Origin of the sequence: Streptomyces olivaceoviridis (assembly GCF_014650115.1) — a bacterium.
GTDB classification, from domain to species: domain Bacteria; phylum Actinomycetota; class Actinomycetes; order Streptomycetales; family Streptomycetaceae; genus Streptomyces; species Streptomyces olivaceoviridis.
In genome coordinates this window covers 195,882-220,637 of the sequence record NZ_BMUI01000002.1, presented here as the reverse complement: position 1 = coordinate 220,637, position 24,756 = coordinate 195,882, and the positions used below count along the sequence as shown (strand labels likewise).

The window sequence follows — 24,756 nt, the reverse complement described above, 5'->3', positions numbered from 1 at the left end:
GCCGACCGCTCGCGGAGTACCCTTCCTTGATCGTTGAGACGGGAAAGGCCCGGGGGAGCGGAAGGCGGTGCACGGGTGGGCTCGGGAGGGCTGGAGCTGCCTCCTGGTGACGAGGGTCACGAGGGGAACTCCACAGACGTCCCGCCCGGCGCGGTGTCCCTGGCCCGGCCGATGGACGCGGGTTCCATCGGTCCGGAGCTGGACTGGGACGCCGACGCCTGGCGCGAGGTGCGCACCCGCGCCCAGCGGGCCGGCCGGGCCTACATCTGGCTGAACCTCGTCGAACAGCGGCTGCGCGCGGTCGTGGCGGCCGTGCTGCGGCCCATCTACGAACCCGTCCACGGCGACGAGTGGGTGGTGGCGGCGGCCGGCCCGGCCGGGCAGGAGTGGGTGCAGCGCGCGGTCGCCGTCCGCGAAGTCAGCCGTCGCAAGGGCTACCTGCTCGACCCGGCCGACGACAACGTGCTCAGCTTCCTCACCCTGCCCCAGCTGCGCGAGCTGGTGGTGCAGCACTGGCCGTGCTTCGAGCCGTACTTCGACGAGCGCCGGGACCTCGAACTCGCCCTGGACGAGCTGGAGGTCACCCGCAACGTCGTCTCCCGCAACCGGGCCCTGTCCGAGGCGGTCCTCAGCCAGGCCGAGCGGGCCTCCGCCCGGCTGCTGGAGATGCTCGGCGCCGGCGGTGACGTCCCCTCGGCGCGCCGGCTGCCCGTCGACGCGGTCGAGGACCTGGTCGGCGACCGGTACGCCGACGTCGTCGCCGTCCACGCCGACCGGGTGCGGCTGCTGCGCCAGTTCCCGGCCGAGGACATCTTCGGCGGCGCCCGCCGGCTCGACGCCATCGGCATCGGCCTCAACCTGCTGGTGCAGAACTTCTCCGGGCGGCGCCTGGTCCGGCTCGCCGAGAGCGGCTGCCGGGTACGGCTGCTCTTCCTCAACCCCGCCTCCAGCTCGGTCAAGCGCCGCGAACGTGAACTCGGGATGAAGCGGGGCGAACTGAGCCGCTCGGTGGAGATGAACATCCTGCACATGCGCCGGGTGCGGTCCCGGCTGCGCGACCCGGGCGCGTTCGAGATCCAGGTGTACGACGAGACGCCCCGCTTCACCGCCTACCTGGTGGACGGCGACGGCGCCGACGGCATCGCCGTGGTGCAGTCCTATCTGCGCGGGGCGCGGGGGATGGAGTCGCCGGTGCTGGTGCTGCGCAACGGCAGCCGGCTGGTCAAGTCGGATGATGTGGGTGAAGTCGGTCTCTTCCCGACCTATCGCGAGGAATTCGAGCTGGCTTGGGCGGATTCGCGCCCGGTGTCCTGAACGGTCGGGGCCGGGTGCGGGTGCGGGCGCGGGCCGGTTCGGGGCCGGGAAGCGGAACGCTGTCGTCTGATTGTCAGTGCCGCGTGCGATGGTGGAGGCCACTGGGGGAAAGCACCACCAAGAAGGGGGGCCGCCCATGGGCTGGCACCGGGAGCTGCTGATCGGCTTCGACCTGGAGACGACCGGGACCGATCCGCGCGAGGCGCGCATCGTCACGGGCGCCGTGATCGAGGTCAGGGCCGGTGAGCCCATGGGGCGCCGGGAATGGCTGGCCGATCCGGGCGTGGAGATCCCGGCCGACGCGGTCGCCGTGCACGGCATCAGCAACGAACGCGCGACGGCCGAGGGCCGCCCGGCCGACCAAGTGTCCGACGCCATCGCCGACGTCCTCGTGTCGTACTGGAAGACGGGCGTTCCGGTCGTCGCCTACAACGCGGCGTTCGACCTCACGCTGCTCTCGGCGGAACTGCGGCGGTACGAGCTGCCGTCCCTGACCGACCGGCTGGGCGGCACCCACCCCGCCCCGGTCGTCGACCCGTACACCATCGACCGCTGGGTCGACCGCTACCGCCGTGGCAAACGGAACCTGGAGGCGGTCTGCGCCGAGTACGGCATAGTCCTCGACGCGGCCCACAACGCCACCGCCGACGCCCTCGCCGCGGCACGGCTCGCGTCCGCGATAGCCGACCGCCACCCGAAGATAGCGTCGCTGGGCCCGGCGGAACTGCACCGCCGCCAGATCGAGTGGTACGCGCAGTGGGCGGCGGACTTCCAGGCGTTCCTGCGGCGCAAGGGGGAGGCGGACGCGGTGGTCGACGGCACATGGCCGCTGCGGGAGCTGACCGAGGACCAGCCCGCCTAGGGTCCTTGGCCCCAGCCGTTCCGGCCCGCGGGCGCGTCGTGGCGGGTGGCGCGGTCAGCCGTCTTGCCCGGCAGCGTCCGACGGGCATCCTCAGAAGGGATACCACCGCACCGTCGCGTCCCCGTCCCGCAGCGACGCCACCCGGCGCCGGAACTCGGCCAGCGCCTTCGGGTTGGACGGCGCGTGCTGGGCCACCCACGCGCAGCTCGCCGTCTCCCGGGCGCCCCGCAGGACCGCGCAGCCCTCCCACTCCCGCACATCCCACCCGTACGCCTCGGTGAAGGAGTCGTACGCCTCCGCCGGCAGCCCGTACCGGTCGCGGGAGAGGGCCATGACGACCAGGTCGTGCTCGCGCAGATCGGCGGAGAAGGTCTCCAGGTCGACCAGGACCGGCCCGTCCGGTCCGACGTGCACATTGCGGGGCAGCGCGTCCCCGTGGACCGGCCCCGGCGTCAGACGCGGCGTCAGCGCCGCCGCCTCCGCGGCGAAGCCGTCGCGGCGCGCACGGAGAAATGCCGCGTCCTCAGGGTCGATCGCCTCGCCCGCAAGCCGCAGCCAGCGTTCCACACCGCCCAGCAGATCGCGGGGCGGCAATCCGAAGGGAGGAGAGGGCAGTGCGTGCACCCCGCGCAGCAGGACGGCCAGATCCCGCGGCTCGGCCGGCCGTACGGGATCCGGCAACCGGTGCCACACGGTCACCGGATGGCCGTCCACCAGCAGCGGCTTCGGCTCGGCCGCCCGGACCGCCGGCACGTGCGCCTCGGCCAGCCAGCCGGCGACGGCCAGCTCGCGCTCGGCCCGCCCCAGCAGCTCCGCGTCCCGGCCCACCTTCACCACCAGGTCGCCGGCCGCGAACACCGCGTTCTCACCGAGGGCCAGGAGCCGTGCGTCCCGGACCGGGTCCGGCAGCACTCCCGCCGCGGCCAGTACGTCCCGCGCGCGTGCCTCGTCCATCGTCCTGCCTCCGTGCCGTCTTCCCGTGCCGTGTCTGTCCGGTCCTCGGCCAGTCTCGCATTCGCCCAGGTCGGCCACCGGGCGCGGGCCCGGCCGTCGTGCGCGGTCCCTTGACGGGGTACCGGGCCTTCACGAACATGAACACGCCAACCGGGCCAGGCAAAGGGGCTGATTCCGTGACATCAGTGGCCGAAGTGCGGACACCACCGGCCGAAGCGCGGCGGCCGGCCGGCCGCCGCGCCGCCGATCACGGCGCCTGGTTCCTGGTCCTGCCCGCCCTCATCCCGATCCTCCTGCTCAGCGTCGGCCCGCTGCTCTACGGCATCCTGCTGGCCTTCACCGACGCGCAGTCCGGCCGGACGGCCGCCACCCGGTGGATCGGCGCCCTCAACTTCCGCGACCTGCTGCACGACACCCTCTTCTGGGAGTCGTTCCGGATCGGGCTGGTCTGGGCGGCCGGCGTGACCGTGCCGCAGTTCCTGCTGGCGCTCGGCCTGGCCCTGCTCCTGAACCAGGACTTACGCCTGCGCGGCCTGGCCCGCGCCCTCGCGATCGTGCCCTGGGCGATGCCCGAGGTCGTCGTCGGCATCATGTGGCGCCTCGTCTACAACCCGGACGCCGGCGTCCTCAACGAATCCCTGCGCGACCTCGGCCTCGGCACCGGCCGGGACTGGCTGAGCGGCCTGGCCACCGCGCTGCCCGCGGTCATCGTCGTCGGCGTCTGGGCGGGCCTGCCGCAGACCACGGTCGCCCTGCTCGCCGGACTCCAGAACGTCCCGCGCGAACTCCACGAGGCCGCCGCGGTCGACGGCGCGGGCGCCTGGCGCCGCTTCCGCACCGTCACCTGGCCCGCACTCAGACCGGTGGCCCTCGCCATCACCGCGCTCAACCTCATCTGGAACCTCAACGCCTTCGCGCTGGTCTACGTGCTCACGAGCGGCGGACCCGGCGGAAAGACCCGGCTGCCGATGCTCTTCGCCTACGAAGAGGCGTTCCGTTACGGCCAGTTCGGCTACGCGGCGGCGATGGGCTGCGTGCTCGTCGCGGTGGTCGCGGTCCTGCTCGCGGTGTTCCTGGCCGGCCGGCTGCGGGGCGGTGAGGAGGCATGAGGACCCGCCGCGCGGCCCGCGCCGGACAGTACGCCGCCCTCCTCGGCTACCTGCTCTTCCTGGCCTTCCCCTTGCTGTGGCTGCTGTCCACCGCGCTCAAGTCCCCCCGCGAGCTGGGCAGCCTGCACCCCACCTGGATCCCGCGCCACCCCACCCTGGCCAATGTCCGGCAGGCGTTCGCGGAGCAGCCGCTGGCGCACGCCGCGCTGAACTCCCTGGTGGTGGCGCTCTGCACGGCCGTCGTCGCGGTGCTGATCGCGACCCCGATGGCCTACGTCATGGCCCGGCACCGCTCCCGGCTGACCCGGGCCGCGACGGCGTGGGTGGTGGTCAGCCAGGCGTTCCCCTTCGTGCTGGTGATCATCCCGCTGTTCCTGGTGCTGAAGAACCTGCGGCTGATCGACTCCCTGACCGGGCTGGTGCTGGTGTACGTGGTGTGGGCGCTGCCGTTCGCGCTGTGGATGCTCACCGGGCACGTCCGGGCGGTGCCCGCCGAACTGGAGGAGGCGGCGGCCGTGGACGGCGCCGGGCGTCTGAGGACGCTCGTGTCGGTGACGGCGCCGCTGCTCGCACCCGGCATCGCGGCGACGGCCCTGTTCGCGTTCGTCACCGCGTGGAACGAGTTCTTCTTCGCGCTGGTGCTGCTCAAGAGCCCGCAGAGGCAGACCCTGCCGGTGATCCTCACCCACTTCATCGGCGCGGAGGGCGTGGCCGACCTCGGCCCGCTGGCCGCCGCCGCGTTCCTCGCCACCCTTCCCTCCGTGGCCGTCTTCGCGCTCGTCCAGCGGCGGATCACGGGCGGCCTGCTCGCCGGGGCGGTGAAGAGCTGATGGGCGGTGAAGAGCTGATGCGGACCAGGAGCGCCACGGTGCTCGTCGTGCTCCTGCTGCTCCTCGCGGGCTGCTCCTCGGGCGGTCGCACGGACGGCGGCCCGATCACCCTGCGCTTCCAGTCCCTGGCCTGGCAGCAGGAGTCCGTCACCGCCAACAAGGAGCTGGTGAAGGAGTGGAACGCGTCCCACCCGGACATCAAGGTCGAGTACGTCCAGGGCAGTTGGGACAGCGTGCACGATCAGCTGCTCACCTCCTTCGAGGGCGGTGAGGCCCCCGACATCGTCCACGACGCCTCCGACGACCTCGCCGACTTCGCCTACGGCGGCTACCTCGCCGACCTGACCCGCCTGCTGCCCGCCCGGCTCAGGTCCGACATCCCGGAGAGCGGCTGGGAGACGACCACCTTCGGCGACGGCGTCTACGGCGTGCCGTTCCTCCAGGAACCCCGTGTCCTGATCGCGAACGCGGACCGGCTGCGCGCGGCCGAGGTGCGCATACCGACACCGGAACACCCGTGGAGCTGGGCGGAGTTCCGGCAGGCGGCCAAGCGGCTCAGCGGGCCCGGGCGGTACGGCGTGGCCTGGCCGCTGAAGGAGCCCGTCTCCGCCACGCTCAACCTGTCCCTGTCGGCGGGCGGGCGGCTGTTCCACCGGGGCGCGGACGGGAAGGTCACCGTCCGGTTCACGGCCGGGGACGCGGTCGTACCGCGTACCGTGCATGACCAGGTCGCCGTCGACCACAGCGCGCCGGCCTCCACGCTGGGCAGCGGCGGCTCGGACACCCTGCCGGGCTTCTTCGGCGGCCGGTACGCGATGGTCCCGCTGGGCTTCTCCTACCGCCAGCAGATCGCGCAGCAGGCTCCCGAGGGCTTCCGCTGGGAGGTGCTGCCCGCGCCGGCGGGCGCCGACGGACTCACCCAGGGCGTCAGCCCGCAGACGCTGTCCGTCTCCGCCGACTGCCCGCACAAGAAGGAGGCGGTCGCGTTCATCGACTTCCTGCTGTGGCCGGAGAACATGGTCCGCCTCGCCCTCGGCGACTGGATGCTGCCCACCGGCACCGAGGCGCTGAAGGACCCGGCGCTGCACACCACGGAGAACGGCTGGGCCACCGGCACCGCCCTCGCGGCCCGGCTGCGCCCGGCGCCCGCCCAGTCCGTGCGCGGCTACCCGGAGTGGAAGGACAAGGTGGCCACCCCGGCCTACCAGGAGTACTACAGCGGCGCCATCGGCCTCGCCGAACTGCGCCGCCGTCTGGAGGGAGACGGCAATCTGGTGCTGGCCCGCTACCAGCGCTGAGCGTGGCCGTCGGCCCGCACGGGGCCCGGTCCTGCCCGGCAGGTGCCGTCGCGCCGGGCAGGGAATTCGATTGAACGAGACGTCTCGTCTCGCCTAGCCTTCCGGACATGACCGCACCCGCCCACATCGCCATGTTCTCCATCGCCGCCCACGGCCATGTGAACCCCAGCCTGGAGGTGATCCGTGAACTCGTCGCCCGGGGACACCGGGTCACCTACGCCATCCCGCCGGCCTTCGCCGAGAAGGTGGCCGCCACCGGGGCCCGGCCCGTGCCGTACACCTCCACCCTGCCGGGCCCGGACGCCGACCCGGAAGCCTGGGGGACCACCCTGCTGGACAACGTGGAACCGTTCCTGGACGACGCGATCCAGGCGCTCCCGCAGCTCATCGAGGCCTACGCCGACGACACGCCCGACCTCGTCCTGTACGACATCACCTCCTACCCGGCCCGTGTCCTCGCCCACCGCTGGGGCGTCCCGGCGGTCTCGCTCTCCCCGAACCTCGTCGCCTGGGAGGGCTACGAGGAGGAGGTCGCCGAGCCGATGTGGGCGGAGCCGAGGAAGACCGAGCGCGGGCGTGCGTACTACGCCCGGTTCGCGGCATGGCTGGCCGAGAACGGGATCAGCCAGGACCCGGACTCCTTCGCCGGCCACCCCGCGCGCTCCCTCGTGCTCATCCCGAAGGCGCTCCAGCCGCACGCCGACCGGGTGGACGAGCGCGTTTACACCTTCGTCGGCGCCTGCCAGGGCGACCGCGCCGACCAGGGCGACTGGCAGCGGCCCGCCGGTGCGGAGAAGGTCGTCCTGGTGTCGCTCGGCTCGGCCTTCACCAAGCAGCCCGCCTTCTACCGGGAGTGCGTGCGCGCCTTCGGCGACCCGCCCGGATGGCATGTCGTCCTCCAGGTCGGCCGGCATGTGACCCGCGCCGAGCTGGGCGAGGTACCGGCCGGGGTCGAAGTGCGCGACTGGGTGCCGCAGCTGGCGATCCTGCGGCAGGCCGACCTGTTCGTCACGCACGCGGGCGCCGGAGGAAGCCAGGAGGGGCTGGCGACCGGGACGCCGATGATCGCCGTACCGCAGGCCGTCGACCAGTTCGGCAACGCCGACATCCTCCAGGCGCTCGGGGTCGCCCGGCACCTGCCCGCCGAGGAGGCCACCGCCGACCGCCTCCGCGAGGCCGCGCTCGCCCTGGTGGACGACCCGGAGGTCGCGCGCCGGCTCAAGGAGGTGCAGGCGGAGATGGCCCAGGAGGGCGGCACCCGGCAGGCGGCCGACCTCGTCGAGGCCGAACTGCCGGGCCGCCGCCCGAGGTAGGCGGCGTCAGAGGTACGCCGTGGTGTCGAGCCGGGCCTTGTAGACGATCGCTCCCGGCCGGGCCCGGTCGACCCCGCTCACGTCGAAGTGGACGTACTTCGTGCCGAAGGCGTCGCCGCCCGCCACCGCACCCGTCCACATCTGCCCGCCGGTTCCCGGCGGGAACCGGCGGGCACTGCGGCAACGGGCGGAATCAGACGGTCAGCCGCTCGCCCCGCTCGGGCACCGGCGTCGCCACCGGCTCCGGGGCCTCGTCGTGGGTGAGGTCCGGCAGGCGGCGCAGCCACTTCGGCAGGTACCAGTTGCGCTCGCCGAGCAGCGCCATCACCGCCGGCAGCAGCACCCCGCGGATGACCGTGGCGTCGATCAGGACCGCCGCGGCCAGGCCCACGCCCATCTGCTTCATGGACTGCATGGAGAGCGTGCCGAAGATCGCGAACACGGCGACCATGATGACCGCGGCGCTGGTGACGACCCCGGCCGTGGTGACCACGCCGTGCCGGATCGCGTCCTTCGTCGTACGGCCGCGCATCCGGGCCTCGCGGATCCGGGAGACCACGAACACGTGGTAGTCCATCGACAGCCCGAACAGGATCACGAAGAGGAACAGCGGCAGCCAGGTGACGATCGCGCCGACGCCCTCCGCGCCCACCAGCGAGGCGCCCCAGCCGTGCTGGAAGACGGCGACGAGGATGCCGTAGGCGGCGGCCACCGACAGCAGGTTGAGCACGATCGACGTGACCGCGACGGTCAGCGAGCGGAACGACAGCAGCATCAGCAGGAAGGCGAAGACGACCACGAACACGAAGACCGGGACGACGGAGCCCATCAGCTGGTCGTTGAAGTCGTTGTTGCCCGCGACCTGTCCGGTCACCGGTGCCCGCACGCCGTCGACCTTGCCGAGCGTGGCGGGCCGCACCTCGTCGCGCAGCTTCTCCAGGCTCCGTGTCGCCCGGTCCATGTCGGAGCCGCCGACCAGCGGCACGGACACCAGGGCCACGTTCCTGGCGTCGTAGAGCTTGACGTCGACCGGGCCGCGCGAGGCGCCCGAGGTGACCGCCTGCCGCTTGAAGTCGGCCAGTGCCCGCCGGACTTCGGGGGCGTTGATGTCCTTGGCCTTGACGACGACCTCGGCCGGTTCGCTGCCGCCGGGGAAGGCGTCGTTGACGCGGTTGTACGTCTGCACCATCGGCAGCGAGTCGCCGAACTCCTGGTCCAGGGTGAGCTGCTGGGTCTTCATGCCGAGCGCCGGCGCGGCGACCGCCAGCAGCGCGCCGGCCGCGACGACGACCGAGACCAGCGGCTTGGCCAGCACGCCCCGCAGCACCGCCGTCCAGAACCGGCTGTCCCCGTTCCCCGTGCGCCTGCGGCGGCCCAGGAACGGAAGCCGCCCCTTCTCGACCCGCTCGCCGAGCAGCGACAGCAGCGCGGGCAGCACGGTCACCGAGCCGACCATGGCGACCGCCACCACCATCAGCGAGGCCAGACCCATCGCCTCGAACTCGGCCAGCCCGGTGAACAGCATGCCCGCCATCGCCACGCACACCGTGACACCGGAGACGATGATCGCCCGGCCGCTGGTGGCGGCGGCGATCCGCAGGGCGGTGCCGGCGTCCCGGCCGGCCACCCGCTCCTCGCGCTCCCGGCGCAGGTAGAACAGGCAGTAGTCGACACCGACGGCCATACCGACCAGCAGCATCACGGAGTTGGCGGTGTCGCTCATCGGCTGGAGGTGGCTGACCAGGCCCATCAGACCCATCGTCGCCATGATCGCGGTGATCGCGAGGGCCACCGGCAGCAGCGCGGCCACCAGCGCGCCGAACGCGATCAGCAGGATGCCGAGGGCCACCGGCACCGCCGAGTACTCGGCCTGCTGGAAGTCGTCACCGAAGGCGTCCTTGTACTGCTTCTGCATGCTGGCGCCGCCGATCTCCTCGATCCGCAGCGTGTCGTGGTCCTTCTGCACCCCGGCGACGGCCTTGAGCACCGGCTCGATCCGGTCGGCGGCCGTCTCCGCGTCACCGCGCACGTCGAACTGGACCAGCGCGCTGCGGCCGTCCCGGGAGACGGTGTGCGTGTCGTACGGGGAGGTCACGCCCGTCACCTTGCCGGTGCCCTCGACGGCCTCGACCACGTCGGCGACGGCCGCGCGGAACCGCGGGCTGGTGGCCTGGACGGCGCCGTCCTCCGACTGGATGAGGACCGTCTCCCCGGCCGGCTCCTTGATCCCGGCGTCATCAATGATCGTCGCGGCGGTGTGCGTCTCGCCCTTCAACTGATCGCTCTCGTTGACGTCGACCCGGCCCGCCGCCGAGCCGAGGCCCATCGCCAGGACGACGAACACCACCCATATGCCGACGGCCGCCCAGCGGTGCCGGGCGCTCCAGCCGCCGGCGCGGGCGGCCAGCCCCCGCACCCGCACCTCTGTGTTCCCCATGACGGGTCTGCCCCCTCGTGTGCGGTGACGGCCCCCTGCCGCCACCTCTGCTTGCTCCTGTTCGACGGTAGGGGCGGGATAAAGCCATCTCGTCGTACTGCCCGGTGAACCGCGCGGGGTACGGATCACCGCAGGGGAGGACGGGGGTCCCTTACATCTATCGCCGGTTCTCGGGGGCCGCTCTCAGGGGCGGGGTGTCCGATCCGCCGCCAGGGCCCCCTTTGTCATTACGAAAGCTTGTTGAACAAGTCACAGCTGTGCGCGGGAGTTGAACCCGGCCCCGCCGATCGGCCAGAGTTTGGCCAAGCCGGCCGACGCCGGACCTGGCGTGCGCCGAGCGCGGCCGTCGTGCCCGCCCCCACGGGGCGCGACGGCCGCACCGCACCAGCGCCGCCGGTCCGGACGTGTGTGCGAGGCTCTGCCCATGCGCTACATCATCATCGGGGCCGGCGCGGTCGGCGGTACCGTCGGCGGGCGGCTGGCCCAGGCCGGCCGGGAGGTCGTCCTCGTCGCCCGGGGCCCGCACCTGGCCGCCCTCCGCGAGCACGGACTGCGGCTGCGGGTTCCGCAGGGCGAGTCGACGTACCGGCTGCCCGCCGTCGACGGGCCGGAACCGCTCGGCGAACTGCGCGCCGACGACGTCCTCGTCCTCGCCGTGAAGACCCAGGACACCGTGGCCGCCCTGGAGACCTGGGGCGACGTGCCCGTCGCCGGTGGCGGCACGGCGGCCGGACTGCTGCCGCTGGTCTGCCTCCAGAACGGCGTCGAGAGCGGCCGACTGGCGCTGCGCCGCTTCCGGCACGTGTACGGCGTCTGCGTCTGGCTGCCGTCGACCTTCGTGGAACCCGGCGTCGTCTCCGCCGCCGGCGCCCCCCTCACCGGCATCCTGCACCTCGGCCGTCTCCCGCACGGCACCGACGACACCGCCCGCCGGATCGCCGCCGACCTCACGGACGCCCACTTCGAGGCGCCGGTGGTGCCCGATGTGGCCCGCTGGCAGTACGCCAAGCTGCTCGGCAACCTCGGCAACGCCCTCGAAGCGGTCAGCGGGCCGGTGGCGAGCGAGGAGGCGCGGGCCCTGTTCGCGCGCGTGCGGGCCGAGGGGGAGGCGGTGCTGGACGCCGCCGGCATCCCGTACGCCGGCGCGGAGGAGCAGCGCGCGGCCCGTGGCGACAAGGTCACCCTGGTCCCGCTGGACGGCGCTCCCCGCGGCGGCGGCTCCTCCTGGCAGTCCCTGGTCCGGGGCACCGGCACCATCGAGGCGGACTACCTCAACGGCGAGATCGTCCTGCTCGGCCGGCTGCACGGCGTCCCCACCCCGCTGAACGAACTGCTGCGCGATCTCGCCAACCGGTTCGCCCGGGAGCACCGGGCGGCGGGCTCGTTGCCCGTCGCCGACCTGGTCCGACTGGCCGACGAGGCGGTGCGCGCCTGATCGCCGGCTGAATTGGGCCAGGAGAATGGTGAGGGATTGGGTCGGGATCCCGGCCCACCTGCGCACTAGCGTCGGCGCCATGACGCACAGCAGCACCGCCACGGACCCGGACACCGCCACCACCGCCCCGACCCGGGTCGACTTCTTCTTCGACCCCGCCTGTCCCTTCGCCTGGATCACCTCCCGCTGGCTGCTGGAGGTCGAGCGGCTGCGCCCGCTCGACCTCCGGTTCCGGGCGATGAGCCTGTACCTGCACAACAACGGCAACGAACTGCCCGACTGGTACCGCGACTTGGTGGACCGCTCGATCGGACCCGTACGGGTCGCCGTGGCCGCCGCCGAACGGTACGGCGAGAAGGTGCTGCGCGACCTGTACACCGCGTTCGGCACCCGCATCCACGAACAGGGCGTCGAGGACTTCGACACCGTGATCACCGACTCGCTGGCCGGGCTCGGGCTCCCCGCCGACCTGTCGGCCGCCGCCCACGACCCGTCGTACGACGACGCGGTCCGCCGCAGCCACACGGCCGGCGCCGAGCCGGAGACCGGCGGATACGTCGGCACACCCACCCTGCACCTCGACGGCACCGTCTGGTTCGGACCCGTGCTGCGCGCCGTCCCGCGCGGTGCCGAGGCGGCCGAACTCTTCGACTCCTTGCGGGTGCTGGCCCGCCACCCCGACTTCTTCGAACTGAAGCGCACCCGCACCGGTGCGCTCCGGTTCGACTGACCCGGAACAGCTTGGCCGATAACCGTCCCTCCGGCGGGCCGGCCGCACCGGGCGTGTGACACGGCGCCGCCGTCCGGCGCAGAACCAAGAGCCGCCGCGGTCCGACGTCACAGGGGAGCGCCGGACCGCGGCGGCCGATACCACACGACCGTCCCCCGGCACCGCCCCTCACCGAACCAGGCGACAAACCCGCGGCGCTGTCCCTAGGGTGAACCGCGCGGAAGGCCTGAGGGGGACGGACGGATGAGTGTGACGGGCAGACCATTGCCGTCGTTGCCGCGGTACCCCGAGGACGGGGTGACTCGGAGCCTGAGCGCCCCGGTGCGCCTCGACGACGACTTCGCCCGGTACGCCGACCGGATGCGCACCGGAGACCGGCTCAACGCGATCGGGCCCGGCCGCGACATCGACGTCGCCGCCCACGCCCGGCACGCGCGCGTGGCCACCCGCCGCCGCGCCGCCCTCGACCACCGGCTCGCGTGCCTCCGGACGGCCCGTGCCCCTCGCACTCCTCGCCGGACTCCGGGGACTGGTCAACGGACACCGGTCACTCGGACGGGTGGCGATTTTCGGCCCTCTCGGCGCCTGTGCGATCACTTGGACACTGGTCCGCCGCACCCAGGCGCGCAGCCATGTCATGGCACGGGACGCGTTCCTCCGCGCCGAAGCGCAGCGCGGCCTCGGCCTCGGCTTCCACCGGGGGCGCGGTCTGGAGGATCGCCCGCAGGCGCGTGGAGACGATGGGCCGGCCGTCCTCGCCGACGCGTTCCAGGCACAGGTGGGTGCGCATGCCCGCGGGGTCGGCACATGGACGACATCTCCGGGCTCCAGGGACCGCGGGCCAGGAACCGGCTCCACGTCCTCGGCGGCAACGCCCACCTCATACCCGACCAGCTTGACCTGGGAGGTGGCCGCCTCCGCGATACCACCGCTGGACGGCCGCTTCCCACTTCGGCGCCCACGGGACGATCCTCCTGGGCGGGCAGCAAGGGCCCGGACCCCAGGGCGGCCCCGGCCCCGCGGGATCGGGCCCGCCCACGCCGAAGCCGTAACCGTAACCCCACCCATCCGACGGCTCCTCCGGTCCGGGGCGAGCCGCCGGACCGCGAGCGAGGACAGGACATGAGCACCTACAACTTCGGCAACGGCCCCGCCAACTTCGGCGACCCCGGCCGGACCCAGATCGACCACGCCCACCCCGACCTGCCCACCATGATGGACCTCGCCCAGCGGCTCACCGACACGCTGCGCGCCGAGTACCCGGAACTGGTGCCCCAGGGCGAGATCATCCAGGCCCAGTTCCAGGAGTCCGCCGAGGACGGCCTGCCGCCGAACCGCGGCCGGATCCGCTCCGCGCTGGAGACGATCGCCATCGCCGCCTCGGCCGGCACCGGCAGCCTCGCCTTCACCCAGCAGCTCATCACCGCCCTCGGGCTGTGACCGGCCGGAGCCCCGCCGCCACGGGGCCTCGGCCACGGCACGCCACCGGGCCCGCACCACCGCCCGGACCCCGCCGCCGAGGCCGAGCCCCGACCGCAGCGGCACCGTCCGGCCGGGCTCGACCTTCCGCACGGTGTCGTCCGCTCGGGTCCCCGTCCAGGTCTCCCGCGAACGGTTGGCGAGCTCGAACCGCCCCGGCTTCTCCGGCTGTTCGACCAGCTCCGCGACGAGCGCCGCGTCCGAGCAGTCGTGCCGCGTCGGCTCGGGCAGCAGATGGTGGGCCCGCACCCGGGCGACGCGGCGCAGCCTGATGTGGTGCTCGGTGCGCGGCGGGGGAGTGGTCACCGTCAGCCGCGGCGGCAGCACCGGCCGGCCCAGCACCCCCAGCGGTCCCGCGGCGGCGGTTCTCGCCCGGCTCCGTCATGTGCTGCCGCCCGCACGAGGCGGCAGCCGGCCCAGGGGGGCGCAGCCGGGCCGCTGCGAGCAGACCGGCCGCCTCGTCGGGGTGGCGCCCGCCTCGCGCCCGACGGAGCCGCGGTCGCCCTCGGGGCGCTCCGCGAGCAGGCTGATCAGCTGGTGGAGGACGATCCGGCGGGGTGCCCGCGGGTCGGCGCGGTGCAGCGCGGCGAGCGGTGCGACGGCGGGACCCGCGGACCGGGCCAGGCCCTCCAGCACCGGCGCGTCCACCCGGCGCCGGTCACGCGTCCCGGCGGGCACGAACAGCCCGTCCAGCACCCGTAACCCACCGGTGCCGGCCGCCGGCACCTCGCCGAGGCCAGGGGCGCGGACTGCGCGCCCAGCCACCACGGAGCCGCCGACGTCCGCGCACGCCAACGGCACGGCCGCGCGGCGGTTACGCGCCGAGTGCCGCCACGGCCGGCCGGCAGGCGTCGGTGTACCGCTCCAGCACCACCCGCGCCACCTCCGGGGCGGGGCCGAGCACCTCGGCGAGCACGTCCGCCCCGGCCGCGCCGCGCGCGATCCGGTCCGGCAGGAAGCCGGGGGCCAGGACGTACGGCGCGACGGCGACCCGCTCGCAGCCGAGGGCGCGCAGCTCACGTACCGCGTCCTCGGTGCGCGGAAGGGACGCGGAGGCGAACGCGGGCCGCACGGCGCACCAACCGGTGTGCCACCACTCCCGCGCGATGTCGGCGATCACCGCGATCGCCTCCGGATCGGAGGACCCCGCCGAGGCCAGTACGACCCCGGTCGAGGACTTGTCGGCGGGCGACAGGCCCGCCTCGTACAGCCGCCGTTCCAGCGCGGACAGCAGCAGCGGGGACGGGCCGAGCACGTCCGCCTGCCGGATCCGCAGCCGCGCCGGCGCGTCCCGCAGCACGGCGGGGATGTCGGCCTTGGCGTGGAACGCGCGGGTCAGCAGCAGCGGCAGGGCGACGACGTCCCGCACGCCCTCCGCCGCCAGCGACTGGAGCACCCCGTGCACCGACGGGACGTTGAAGTCCAGGAACCCGGTCTCCACGCGCAGGCCCGGTCGCAGCGACCGCACCTGCTCCACCAGGGCGTGCACGGTCGCCGCGTGCCGCGGGTCGCGGCTGCCGTGGGCGATGACGAGGAGGACCGGACGGCGCATGGTCAGCTCTTCACCAGCAGACCGCGGCTGCGCAGCACCCACCGCTCCAGCGGGCTGAAGATGAGCAGGTCGATGGCGATGCCGACGAACAGGATCAGGAAGATGGCCTCGAACACCATGGACATGGAGCTGGCGTTGCGGCCGTTCTCCAGCAGCGCGCCCAGGCCGATGCCGAGGTCGGGGGAGGAGGCGATGATCTCCGCGGCCATCAGCGAGCGCCAGGAGAAGGCCCAGCCCTGCTTCAGGCCGGCGAGGTAGCCCGGCAGCGCGGCCGGCAGGACGATGTGCCAGGCGCCCCTCACCCCGGTCGCGCCCATCGTGCGGCCCGCCCGCAGGAACAGCGGCGGCACCTGGTCGATGCCGGAGACCAGGCCGTTGGCGATCGACGGGACCGCGCCGAGCAGGATCACCGCGTACATCATCGAGTTGTCCAGGCCCAGCCAGATCACCGCCGGCGGCACCCACGCCACCGACGGCAGCGACTGGAGACCGGACAGCACCGGGCCGATGGCCGCGCGCACGAACTTCACCCGCGCCACCAGCAGACCGAGCGGGGTGCCGATGGCCAGCGCGAACAGGAAGCCCAGCAGACCGCGCGAGACGCTGGTCCAGATGTAGCCCAGCAGCGTGCCCTCCAGCCAGGCACGCTTGAACTCGCCGCCGACGGCGGCGGGGGAGGGCAGCTTCGTCGGGTCGTCGACGATTCCGAAGGAGATCAGCGCCTGCCACACGACCAGCACCACCACGGTGGCGACGACCGGCGGCAGGATCTTGCCGGTGAACGTCTGCCGGAACGGCGTACGGCCGGTGGCGACGACCTCCAGGGCGTCCAGACCCGCCTCGACGCTCCCCGCGTCCGTGACGGTCTTGGTCTCAGTGCTGGCCATGACGCCGGATCTCCCCACGCAGTACTTCGGTGATCTCCAAGGACAGTTCGGCGACCGGCGCGTCCTCGATGCGCCGCGGCTGCGGAATGTCCACCCGCCACTCACGGGCCACCCGGCCCGGCCGGGACGACAGCAGCACCACCCGCTGCGCCAGCCGTACCGCCTCGCGCACGTTGTGCGTGACGAACAGGACGGACACGCCCGTCTCCGCCCAGATCCGGGTCAGCTCGTCGTGCAGCAGGTCCCGGGTGATCGCGTCCAGCGCGGCGAACGGCTCGTCCATCAGCAGCAGCTGGCTGTCCTGCGCGAGCGCGCGGGCCATGGCCACACGCTGGCGCATACCGCCGGACAGCTCGTGCACCCGCTTGCCGTACGAGCCCCGCAACCGGACCAGTTCGAGCAGCTGCTCGGCCCGCTCGCGGCGCTCGGTCTTCGCAACGCCCCTGAGTTTGAGGGCGAGTTCGATGTTCTTGCCCGCGGTCAGCCACGGGAACAGGGCGTGCTCCTGGAACATCAGGGCCGGCCGCCCGTCGGTCGCGATGCTGCCGGCGGAGGGCCGGTCCAGCCCCGCCACCAGGTTCAGCAGCGTCGACTTGCCGCAGCCCGAGGCCCCCAGGAGGGTGACGAACTCACCCGGCGCGACATCGAGGCTGATGTCGTCCAGGACGAGCTGCTGTCCGCCCGGTGTCGCGAAGGACTTCGAGACGTGCTCGATGCGTGCCGCGTGCTCGACCGTCTCGGCGGCCTCGGCGAAGGTCGTTGCCATGGTCGTCACCTCCTGGGAACTCATCGGCTACGGGACTTACTCGGCGCCGAGTCCGGCGTCGCTGACGCTCTGCTCGCCCTCGGCCTTGAGGACCTTGTTCAGGAGGGTGAGGTCGTAGATGCCGGCCAGCCTGGGGTTCTCCAGCAGGCCGGCCTTGACGGCGTGCTTCGCCTCGGTGTCGAGGGTCGCGGCGAGCGGGTCGTCGGTGAACTGGATGGACTTCCACGCCGGGTCCAGCACCTTCGCGGGCAGTTCCTTGCCGGAGTCGACGCCCAGCTGCTTGTTCGCCGCCGCCTTCGCCTCGTCCGGGTTGGCGTTGATCCACTTGTTGGTCTCGACCGACGCCTTGAGGACCGCCTCGACGGCCTTCGGGTGCTCCTTGAGGAACTTCTGCGACACGATGACGTTCGTGATCACGAACTTCTTGTCCGGCCACAGCGCCGACTCGTCCAGCAGCACCTTGCCGCCCTCGGCGACCAGCTTGGACGCGGTCGGCTCCGGCACCCAGGCGCCGTCGATGGAGCCGGACTTGTAGGCGTCCGGGGTCACCTTGTTGTCCGTGCGGACGACGGACACGTCACCCTTGCCGCTCTGCGCGTCGACCTTCCAGCCCTGCTCGGCCACCCAGTTGAGGAACGCCACGTCCTGCGTGTTGCCGAGCTGCGGGGTCGCGATCTTCTTGCCCTTGACGTCCTTCAGGGACGTGATCTTCTTCGGGTCGACGACCAGCTTCACGCCGCCGGAGGCCGAACCGCCGATGATCCGCAGGCTCTTGCCGTCGGACTTGGTGTAGCCGTTGATCGCCGGGGAGGGGCCGATCCAGCCGATGTCGATGGCACCCGAGTTCAGTGCCTCGATCTCGGACGGACCGGCGTTGAAGATCTGGTACTTGGCCTCGGTCGCGCCCAGCTCCTTCTGGAAGAAGCCCTTCTGGTTGCCGACCAGGGCGGTGGCGTGGGTGAGATTGCCGAAGTAACCGATCTTGACGGAGCCGAGACCGTCGATCTTCTTGGCACCGGTGGCGATCTTGGCGCCGGCGTTGTCGTCCTTGGAGTCGGACCCGTAGCCGCAGGCGGCGAGGGACAGCAGGGGCAGTGCGGCGATCGCGGCGATCCCGCGGCGAAGCAGAGCGGAGCGGTTGGCAGGCACGGGAGGCTTTCCTCTCGTTGGCCCGGCGGTCACGGTCTCTCAGGTCGTGGCCGGGAGTCGGCAAAGGGTCTTCGTCGCTTCCGGGGTGGGGGTCCCCCCGCTTGCGAGCGAAGCCGAGCATGTGGGGAAGGGTGGGGGGACGGGGCGCGCAGGCAGTGCGCGTACGTCACAGCGCACATCGCGCGACCCCGCCCTGCCCGCTGCCGAGGGCGCCGCTGCCGACACGGCCGCCCTCCTTGGCGAACGTCGCGTAGAAATCGGTGGAGTTCATGCTCAGAAGTCCCAGCCGTCGTCGTCGGCCGCGTCCTTGACCGGCTCGGGGGACGCGAAGGACTCGCCGACCATGCCCGCGGTGAGCGTGGTGCCGTCGGCGGGGTCGATCAGGATGAAGGAGCCCGTGCGGCGCGAGTCGGCGTAGGAGTCGACCGGCAGCGGCTCGGCGGTACGGATCTTCACCCGGCCGATGTCGTTGGCGACGAGCTGTCCCGGGTGCGGGTGCAGGGACAGGTCGTCGAGGGTCAGCCGGGACGGGATGTCCTTCACGACCGCCTTGACCGTGCGGGTGCCGTGCTTGAGCAGCACCCGGTGTCCGACGGTCAGCGGCGCGTCGGCGACGTGGCAGACGGTCGCCTCCACGTCCTGCGTGGTGGCCGGGGCGTCCTTCGTCGGCACGATCAGGTCGCCGCGCGAGACGTCGACGTCGTCCGCGAGCAGCACCGTCACCGACTGCGTCGTCCAGGCCACGTCGACCGGCTCGCCGAGCAGGTCGATGCCGGAGATCGTCGAAGTACGGCCGGACGGCAGGACGGTGACCCGGTCGCCCACCCGGAACGTACCGGCCGCGATCTGTCCCGCGTAGCCCCGGTAGTCCGGGTGCTCGGCGGTCCGCGGCCGGATCACGTACTGCACGGGCAGCCGCGCGTGGCAGTGCGCCAGGTCATGGCTGACCGGCACGGTCTCCAGGTGCTCCAGCACGGTCGGACCGCCGTACCAGTCCATGTTCGCGGACGGCTCCACCACGTTGTCGCCGGCCAGCGCCGAGATCGGGATCGCGGTGACCTCCGGGACGCCCAGCTCGGTCGCGTACGCCGTGAACTCCTCGGCGATCGCGGCGAACACCCTCTCCTCGTACCCGACGAGGTCCATCTTGTTGACGGCGAGGACGACGTGCGGGACGCGGAGGAGTGCGGCGATGGCCGCGTGCCGTCGGGTCTGCTCGACCACGCCGTTGCGGGCGTCGACCAGGATCACCGTCAGCTCGGCCGTGGAGGCGCCGGTGACCATGTTGCGGGTGTACTGCACATGGCCCGGGGTGTCGGCGAGGATGAACCGGCGGCGCGGGGTGGCGAAGTAGCGGTAGGCGACGTCGATGGTGATGCCCTGCTCGCGTTCGGCGCGCAGGCCGTCGGTGAGCAGCGCGAGGTCCGGGGCGTCCTGGCCCCGGCTCGCGGAGGCGCGCTCGACGGCCTCCAACTGGTCGGCGAGGACCGACTTGGAGTCGTGCAGCAGCCGTCCGACGAGCGTGGACTTGCCGTCGTCGACGGAGCCGGCGGTGGCGAACCGCAGCAGGGTGGTGTCCGAGAGCGCCTCGGTCGTGGTCGTGCTCATGCTTAGAAGTACCCCTCGCGCTTGCGGTCTTCCATCGCGGCCTCGGACAGCTTGTCGTCGGCGCGGGTCGCGCCCCGCTCGGTCAGCCGGGACGCGGCGATCTCGGCGATGACCTTCTCGATCGTGTCGGCGCCGGAGTCGACCGCGCCGGTGCAGGACATGTCGCCGACGGTCCGGTAGCGCACCTGCCGCTTCTCGACCGTCTCGCCGTCCTTCGGCCCGCCCCAGTCCCCGGCCGTCAGCCACATCCCGCCGCGCTGGAACACCTCGCGCTCGTGGGCGAAGTAGATCTCCGGCAGCTCGATGCCCTCGCGGGCGATGTACTGCCAGACGTCCAGCTCGGTCCAGTTGGACAGCGGGAAGACCCGGACGTGCTCACCGGGGGCGTGCCGGCCGTTGTACAGGTTCCACAGCTCGGGGCGCTGGCGCCGCGGGTCCCACTGGGAGAACTCGTCGCGCAGCGAGAACACCCGCTCCTTGGCGCGGGCCTTCTCCTCGTCGCGGCGGCCACCGCCGAAGACGGCGTCGAACTTCTCGCTCTGGATCTTCTCCGTCAGGGGAAGGGTCTGGAGCGGGTTGCGGGTGCCGTCGGGGCGTTCCTTGAGCACGCCGCGGTCGATGTAGTCCTGGACGGAGGCCACATGGAGGCGCAGCCCATGTGCGGCCACCACACGGTCCCGGTACTCAAGGACTTCCGGGAAGTTGTGTCCGGTGTCGACATGGAGCAGCGCGAACGGCACCGGCGCGGGGGCGAAGGCCTTCAGCGCGAGGTGCAGCATGACGATGGAGTCCTTGCCGCCGGAGAACAGGATCACCGGGTTCTCGAACTCGCCCGCGACCTCGCGGAAGATGTGCACCGCCTCGGACTCCAGCGCGTCCAGGTGCGACAGCGCGTACGGGCTGTGCGTTCCCTCGTCCACCTTGGCGACCGTGGTCATGCCAGTCCCCTCTCGCTCAGCAGCGCGTGCACCGACGCGGCCGACTCCTGGACCGTCTGGTGCTGCGACTCGATCCGCAGATCCGGCGCCTTCGGCTCCTCGTACGGGTCGTCGACCCCAGTGAGCCCGGTCAGCTCGCCCGCGGCCTGCTTGGCGTACAGCCCCTTCACATCGCGCACGCTGCACACCTCGACCGGGGTCGCCACATGGATCTCCAGGTACGGCGTCCCGTTCTCCTCGTGCCGCCCCCGCACCGCGTCCCGGCTGTCCGTGTACGGCGCGATCACCGGGACCAGCGCCTTGACGCCGTTGCGGGCCAGCAGCTCGGCCACGAAGCCGATCCGCTGCACGTTGGTGTGCCGGTCCTCCCGGGAGAAGCCGAGGCCCGCCGAGATGAACTCGCGGATCTCGTCGCCGTCGAGCACCTCCACCCGGTGGCCCCCGGCGCGCAGCCGGCCCGCCAGCTCGTACGCGATGGTGGTCTTGCCGGCGCTCGGCAGACCCGTGAGCCAGACGGTGGCTCCGGTCGTCACGTGGTTCTCCTGAATCCGCTCGTTCGTCATCCGTGCAACCCGCACTCGGTCTTGGCCCGGCCCGCCCAGCGGCCGGCCCGCGCGTCCTCGCCCTCCAGGACCCTGCGGGTGCACGGGGCGCAGCCGACGGAGGCGTAGCCGTCCATCAGCAACGGGTTGGTGAGCACGCCGTGTTCGGTGATGTACGCGTCCACGTCGTCCTGGGTCCAGCGGGCGATCGGCGAGATCTTGACCTTCCGCCGCTTCTCGTCCCAGCCGACGACCGGGGTGTTCGCCCGGGTCGGGGACTCGTCGCGGCGCAGGCCCGTCGCCCACGCCTGGTAGTTCCCCAGGCCCTCTTCCAGCGGCCGCACCTTGCGCAGCGCGCAGCACAGGTCGGGGTCGCGGTCGTGCAGCTTCGGGCCGTACTCGGCGTCCTGTTCGGCGACCGTCTGCTTCGGCGTGAGGGTGATGACGTTGACGTCCATCACGGCCTCCACGGCGTCCCGGGTCCCGATGGTCTCCGGGAAGTGGTAGCCGGTGTCGAGGAAGACGACGTCCACACCCTTCAGCACGCGCGAGGCGAGATGGGCGACCACGGCGTCCTCCATGGAGGAGGTGACGCAGAACTTCGTGCCGAAGGTGTCCACCGCCCACTGGAGGATCTCCAGCGCGTCGGCGTCCTCCAGGTCACGGCCCGCCTGCCCGGCGAGCGCCTTCAACTCCTCAGTTGTACGCTCTTCCTGAGCTGTCGTCATATCAGCTCGTCCCCTCCGTTGTCGGCTCGCTGGAGCCCCCGGGAGAGCAGCCCGAGGAACTTCAGCCGGAATGCGCGGTTGCAGGCCCCGCACTCCCAGGCGCCGTGACCCTCGTCGTTCGGACGCAGGTCCTCGTCGCCGCAGTAGGGGCAGTAGAAGGGCGCGGCCCGCTCGCTCACGACAGCGCCTCCTCGCTCGCCCGCGCCGCCCAGGTCGCGAACCGCTCGCCGTCCTCGCGCTCGGCCTGGAACCGCTTGAGCACCCGCTCGATGTAGTCGGGCAGCTCCTCCGCGGTGACCTTCAGACCGCGCACCTTGCGGCCGAAGCCCGGCTCCAGCCCGAGGGCGCCGCCCAGGTGCACCTGGTAGCCCTCGACCTGCTCGCCCCGGTCGTCGAGGACGAGCTGGCCCTTGAGACCGATGTCCGCGACCTGGATACGGGCGCAGGCGTTCGGGCAGCCGTTGAGGTTGATGGTGATCGGCTCGTCGAAGTCCGGCAGCCGGCGCTCCAGTTCGTCGATCAGCGTCGAGCCGCGCTGCTTGGTCTCCACGATGGCGAGCTTGCAGAACTCGATGCCGGTGCAGGCCATGGTGCCGCGCCGGAAGGAGGACGGCCGGGCGGTGAGGTCCAGCGCCTCCAGGCCCTCCACCAGCGAGTCGACCCTGTCCTGCTCGACGTCGAGGATGATCATCTTCTGCTCGACGGTGGTGCGGACCCGGCCCGAGCCGTGCGCCTCCGCGAGGTCGGCGACCTTCGTCAGCGTGGCACCGTCGACCCGGCCGACGCGCGGCGCGAAACCGACGTAGAACCGGCCGTCCTTCTGCCGGTGCACACCGATGTGGTCGCGCCACTGCCGCACCGGCTGTTCGGGAGCGGGACCGTCGGTCAGCTCGCGCTTCAGGTACTCGTCCTCCAGCACCCGCCGGAACTTCTCCGCGCCCCAGTCGGCGACGAGGAACTTCAGCCGGGCCCGGTTGCGCAGCCGGCGGTAGCCGTAGTCACGGAAGATCGAGATGACGCCCTCGTAGACGTCCGGCACCTCGTCGATCGGCACCCAGGCGCCGAGGCGCACGCCCAGCTTGGGGTTGGTGGACAGACCGCCGCCGACCCAGACGTCGAAGCCCGGACCGTGCTCGGGGTGGCGGACGCCGACGAACGCGACGTCGTTGATCTCGTGCACGACGTCCAGCAGCGGCGAACCCGAGATGGCCGTCTTGAACTTGCGCGGCAGGTTGGAGTACGCCTTGTTGTTCAGGACGCGGCGCTTCATCTCCTCCAGCGCCGGCGTGGCGTCGATGATCTCGTCCTCGGCGATGCCCGCCACCGGGGAGCCGATCATCACACGCGGGGTGTCGCCGCAGGCCGTGACGGTGGACAGGCCGACGCCCTCCAGCCGGTCCCAGATCTCGGGCACGTCCTCGATCCGGATCCAGTGGTACTGGACGTTCTGCCGGTCGGTGATGTCCGCCGTGCCGCGCGCGAACTCCTGCGAGATCTCACCGATCACCCTGAGCTGCGCCGTGGTCAGCGCCCCGCCGTCGATGCGGACGCGCAGCATGAAGTACTCGTCGTCCAGTTCCTCCGGCTCCAGGATCGCGGTCTTGCCGCCGTCGATCCCGGGCTTGCGCTGGGTGTACAGCCCCCACCAGCGCATCCGGCCGCGCAGGTCGTTCGGGTCGATGGAGTCGAAGCCGCGCTTGGAGTAGATCGTCTCAATGCGTGTCCGCACATTGAGACCGTCGTCGTCCTTCTTGAACTGCTCGTTGCCGTTGAGGGGCGTGAAATGGCCGGCGGCCCACTGGCCCTCACCGCGGTGACGGCTCACCTTGCGGCGGGGCGCGGAGGCGGCGGGGTTCTGTGGGGTGGCGGCCATGGAGGTACGTCCTTCGGGACAGGCGGGAGCGCGGCTGACCTGCGCGTACGTGCGCATGCGGCATGGGTGCGCGTCATCGCGCACACGTGATCGGGTACGAGGGGGGGAACGGCGGTGCTGGGAGGCGTCAGCTCGCCGGACAGATGGCGCTGGACATGCGGCCGAGGTCGACGTGCCGCCGACTCACCAAGGCAATTCCAGTTCCGGACATGACGGAAGCGTGTCACGGCGATCTGAACGCAGTCCAGCTTCATCCATCATGTGGACACCCTTGTCCCGGAATGTGGGACAAGGGTGTCGTCGCTCACATGCGTCGCCGAAGGGCTTGTCCTGGCAGGTCAGGCGGGGTAGGCGCCGGGCCAGGGGCCCGGCGCGGCCACGTCCGGCTCCAGCTCCACCTTCGTGTCGAACAGCTTGAAGCCGCGCCGCTGGTAGTTGTCCATCGCGAACTCGCCGTCCTTGCTGCACGTGTGCAGCCACACCCGCTTCGTCGGCGTCCGCCCGGGCCACCGCTCGGCCAGGTCCCACGCGCGGGCCGTCCCGTACGCCAGCAGGTGGCCGCCGATGCGTCGGCCGCGGAAGGCGGGGACCAGCCCGAAGTAGACGATCTCGACCGCGCCCTCGTCCTGCGGCTCCAACTCGACATAGCCGGCCGGGGTGCCGTGGTCGTAGGCCACCCAGGTCTCCACGCCGGGCCGCTCCAGGAACTCCTGCCACCGCGCGTACGTCCAGCCCAGCCGGTCGGTCCAGCGGATGTCGCCGCCGACCGAGGCGTACAGGAACCGGCTGAACTCGGGGGAGGGCACCTCGGCGCGGACGATCCGGACGTCGCCGTCGGGGGCGGCGGCGGGCAGGAGATCGGCCGGGGAGGTCTGCTCAAGGGACCAGGTGGTGACAGGGGTGCTGCTCATGCGGGCCAGGGAACCATCCCGCGGCCCGGTCTGTCGATCGG

Annotated in this window: 25 protein-coding genes and 1 pseudogene; 9 read left to right on the top strand and 17 right to left on the bottom strand. The window is 72.2% G+C overall.

The genetic code is table 11. The features are described from left to right. Positions 1–75 precede the first annotated feature (75 nt). On the top strand, positions 76–1,314 hold the full coding sequence (locus tag IE273_RS04880; RefSeq protein ID WP_189813887.1) for a DUF5919 domain-containing protein: 1,239 nt from the start codon (positions 76–78) through the stop codon (positions 1,312–1,314). 136 nt (positions 1,315–1,450) lie between these two features. Continuing rightward, the gene (locus IE273_RS04875) at positions 1,451–2,176 is read left to right on the top strand and encodes a 3'-5' exonuclease (protein WP_189813886.1); all 726 of its coding nucleotides are present in this window, start codon (positions 1,451–1,453) and stop codon (positions 2,174–2,176) included. 90 nt (positions 2,177–2,266) lie between these two features. Here IE273_RS04875 and IE273_RS04870 read toward each other — a convergent pair whose 3' ends face one another. Beyond that, positions 2,267–3,130 carry a phosphotransferase enzyme family protein gene (locus IE273_RS04870; RefSeq protein ID WP_189813885.1) on the bottom strand — a complete coding sequence of 288 codons (864 nt, stop codon included), beginning with the start codon at positions 3,128–3,130 and terminating at the stop codon, positions 2,267–2,269. 176 nt (positions 3,131–3,306) lie between these two features. Here IE273_RS04870 and IE273_RS04865 point away from each other — a divergent pair, with 176 nt between their 5' ends. The 4 genes and pseudogenes from IE273_RS04865 (at position 3,307) to mgt (ending at position 7,680) form a co-directional block, all read left to right on the top strand. Next, entirely contained in the window at positions 3,307–4,239 is a 933-nt protein-coding gene (locus IE273_RS04865; RefSeq protein ID WP_373309302.1) for a carbohydrate ABC transporter permease, read from the top strand. Beyond that, positions 4,236–5,069, top strand: a complete 834-nt coding sequence (locus tag IE273_RS04860) for a carbohydrate ABC transporter permease (protein WP_189813884.1) — start codon at positions 4,236–4,238, stop codon at positions 5,067–5,069. The genes IE273_RS04865 and IE273_RS04860 overlap by 4 nt, the downstream gene beginning before the upstream one ends. Further along, entirely contained in the window at positions 5,069–6,367 is a 1,299-nt protein-coding gene (locus IE273_RS04855; RefSeq protein ID WP_189813883.1) for an ABC transporter substrate-binding protein, read from the top strand. Before IE273_RS04860 ends, IE273_RS04855 begins: the two co-directional genes overlap by 1 nt. Before the next feature lie 64 nt (positions 6,368–6,431). Next, positions 6,432–7,680, top strand: a pseudogene (gene mgt, locus IE273_RS04850) (macrolide-inactivating glycosyltransferase). Between the two features lie 6 nt (positions 7,681–7,686). Here the strand turns inward: mgt and IE273_RS44625 are convergent. Next, positions 7,687–7,821, bottom strand: coding sequence for a hypothetical protein (locus tag IE273_RS44625; RefSeq protein WP_268257493.1), 135 nt, complete (start codon positions 7,819–7,821; stop codon positions 7,687–7,689). A 52-nt stretch (positions 7,822–7,873) separates the two neighbouring features. After that, on the bottom strand, positions 7,874–10,117 hold the full coding sequence (locus IE273_RS04845) for an MMPL family transporter (RefSeq protein WP_189813881.1): 2,244 nt from the start codon (positions 10,115–10,117) through the stop codon (positions 7,874–7,876). A gap of 424 nt (positions 10,118–10,541) precedes the next feature. On the opposite strand from IE273_RS04845, the gene IE273_RS04840 reads away from it, so the two are divergent. Both IE273_RS04840 and IE273_RS04835 read left to right on the top strand, forming a co-directional pair. Next, positions 10,542–11,552 carry a ketopantoate reductase family protein gene (locus IE273_RS04840; protein ID WP_189813880.1) on the top strand — a complete coding sequence of 337 codons (1,011 nt, stop codon included), beginning with the start codon at positions 10,542–10,544 and terminating at the stop codon, positions 11,550–11,552. A 79-nt stretch (positions 11,553–11,631) separates the two neighbouring features. Beyond that, positions 11,632–12,282 carry a mycothiol-dependent nitroreductase Rv2466c family protein gene (locus tag IE273_RS04835; protein ID WP_189813879.1) on the top strand — a complete coding sequence of 217 codons (651 nt, stop codon included), beginning with the start codon at positions 11,632–11,634 and terminating at the stop codon, positions 12,280–12,282. 547 nt (positions 12,283–12,829) lie between these two features. Here the strand turns inward: IE273_RS04835 and IE273_RS04830 are convergent. Beyond that, positions 12,830–13,072, bottom strand: coding sequence for a hypothetical protein (locus IE273_RS04830; RefSeq protein WP_189813878.1), 243 nt, complete (start codon positions 13,070–13,072; stop codon positions 12,830–12,832). A 332-nt stretch (positions 13,073–13,404) separates the two neighbouring features. Between IE273_RS04830 and IE273_RS04825 the strand changes: the two genes are divergently transcribed. Then, a complete protein-coding gene (locus tag IE273_RS04825; protein WP_189813877.1) occupies positions 13,405–13,722 on the top strand; it encodes a hypothetical protein in 318 nt (105 codons plus the stop codon). A 420-nt stretch (positions 13,723–14,142) separates the two neighbouring features. On the opposite strand, the gene IE273_RS04820 is transcribed toward IE273_RS04825, so the two are convergent. The 13 genes from IE273_RS04820 to IE273_RS04760 form a co-directional block, all read right to left on the bottom strand. Beyond that, positions 14,143–14,526 carry a hypothetical protein gene (locus IE273_RS04820; protein WP_189813876.1) on the bottom strand — a complete coding sequence of 128 codons (384 nt, stop codon included), beginning with the start codon at positions 14,524–14,526 and terminating at the stop codon, positions 14,143–14,145. A 49-nt stretch (positions 14,527–14,575) separates the two neighbouring features. Further along, positions 14,576–15,313 (bottom strand): sirohydrochlorin chelatase, encoded by a 738-nt coding sequence (locus tag IE273_RS04815; RefSeq protein ID WP_189813875.1) that lies wholly within the window; start codon positions 15,311–15,313, stop codon positions 14,576–14,578. 2 nt (positions 15,314–15,315) lie between these two features. Next, a complete protein-coding gene (locus IE273_RS04810) occupies positions 15,316–16,200 on the bottom strand; it encodes an ABC transporter permease (protein ID WP_189813874.1) in 885 nt (294 codons plus the stop codon). Beyond that, positions 16,187–16,990, bottom strand: a complete 804-nt coding sequence (locus tag IE273_RS04805) for an ABC transporter ATP-binding protein (RefSeq protein ID WP_189813873.1) — start codon at positions 16,988–16,990, stop codon at positions 16,187–16,189. Before IE273_RS04805 ends, IE273_RS04810 begins: the two co-directional genes overlap by 14 nt. Before the next feature lie 12 nt (positions 16,991–17,002). Continuing rightward, positions 17,003–18,115, bottom strand: a complete 1,113-nt coding sequence (locus IE273_RS04800; RefSeq protein WP_189813872.1) for an aliphatic sulfonate ABC transporter substrate-binding protein — start codon at positions 18,113–18,115, stop codon at positions 17,003–17,005. A 273-nt stretch (positions 18,116–18,388) separates the two neighbouring features. Then, complete coding sequence (locus IE273_RS04790; RefSeq protein ID WP_189813870.1) at positions 18,389–19,723, bottom strand: sulfate adenylyltransferase subunit 1; 1,335 nt, start codon at positions 19,721–19,723, stop codon at positions 18,389–18,391. Positions 19,724–19,725: 2 nt separating this feature from the next. Then, on the bottom strand, positions 19,726–20,661 hold the full coding sequence (gene cysD, locus IE273_RS04785) for a sulfate adenylyltransferase subunit CysD (protein ID WP_189813869.1): 936 nt from the start codon (positions 20,659–20,661) through the stop codon (positions 19,726–19,728). After that, entirely contained in the window at positions 20,658–21,194 is a 537-nt protein-coding gene (cysC, locus tag IE273_RS04780; protein WP_229887082.1) for an adenylyl-sulfate kinase, read from the bottom strand. Before cysC ends, cysD begins: the two co-directional genes overlap by 4 nt. Positions 21,195–21,220: 26 nt before the next feature. After that, the gene (locus IE273_RS04775; protein WP_189813867.1) at positions 21,221–21,931 is read right to left on the bottom strand and encodes a phosphoadenylyl-sulfate reductase; all 711 of its coding nucleotides are present in this window, start codon (positions 21,929–21,931) and stop codon (positions 21,221–21,223) included. Next, positions 21,928–22,110: a hypothetical protein gene (locus IE273_RS04770; protein ID WP_014675740.1), complete on the bottom strand. Its 183-nt coding sequence runs from the start codon at positions 22,108–22,110 to the stop codon at positions 21,928–21,930. Before IE273_RS04770 ends, IE273_RS04775 begins: the two co-directional genes overlap by 4 nt. Continuing rightward, on the bottom strand, positions 22,107–23,804 hold the full coding sequence (locus tag IE273_RS04765; protein WP_189813866.1) for a nitrite/sulfite reductase: 1,698 nt from the start codon (positions 23,802–23,804) through the stop codon (positions 22,107–22,109). Before IE273_RS04765 ends, IE273_RS04770 begins: the two co-directional genes overlap by 4 nt. A gap of 127 nt (positions 23,805–23,931) precedes the next feature. Then, entirely contained in the window at positions 23,932–24,015 is an 84-nt protein-coding gene (locus IE273_RS45065) for a putative leader peptide (protein ID WP_309486338.1), read from the bottom strand. Positions 24,016–24,142: 127 nt separating this feature from the next. Then, the gene (locus tag IE273_RS04760; RefSeq protein ID WP_189813865.1) at positions 24,143–24,715 is read right to left on the bottom strand and encodes a GNAT family N-acetyltransferase; all 573 of its coding nucleotides are present in this window, start codon (positions 24,713–24,715) and stop codon (positions 24,143–24,145) included. Positions 24,716–24,756 lie beyond the last annotated feature (41 nt).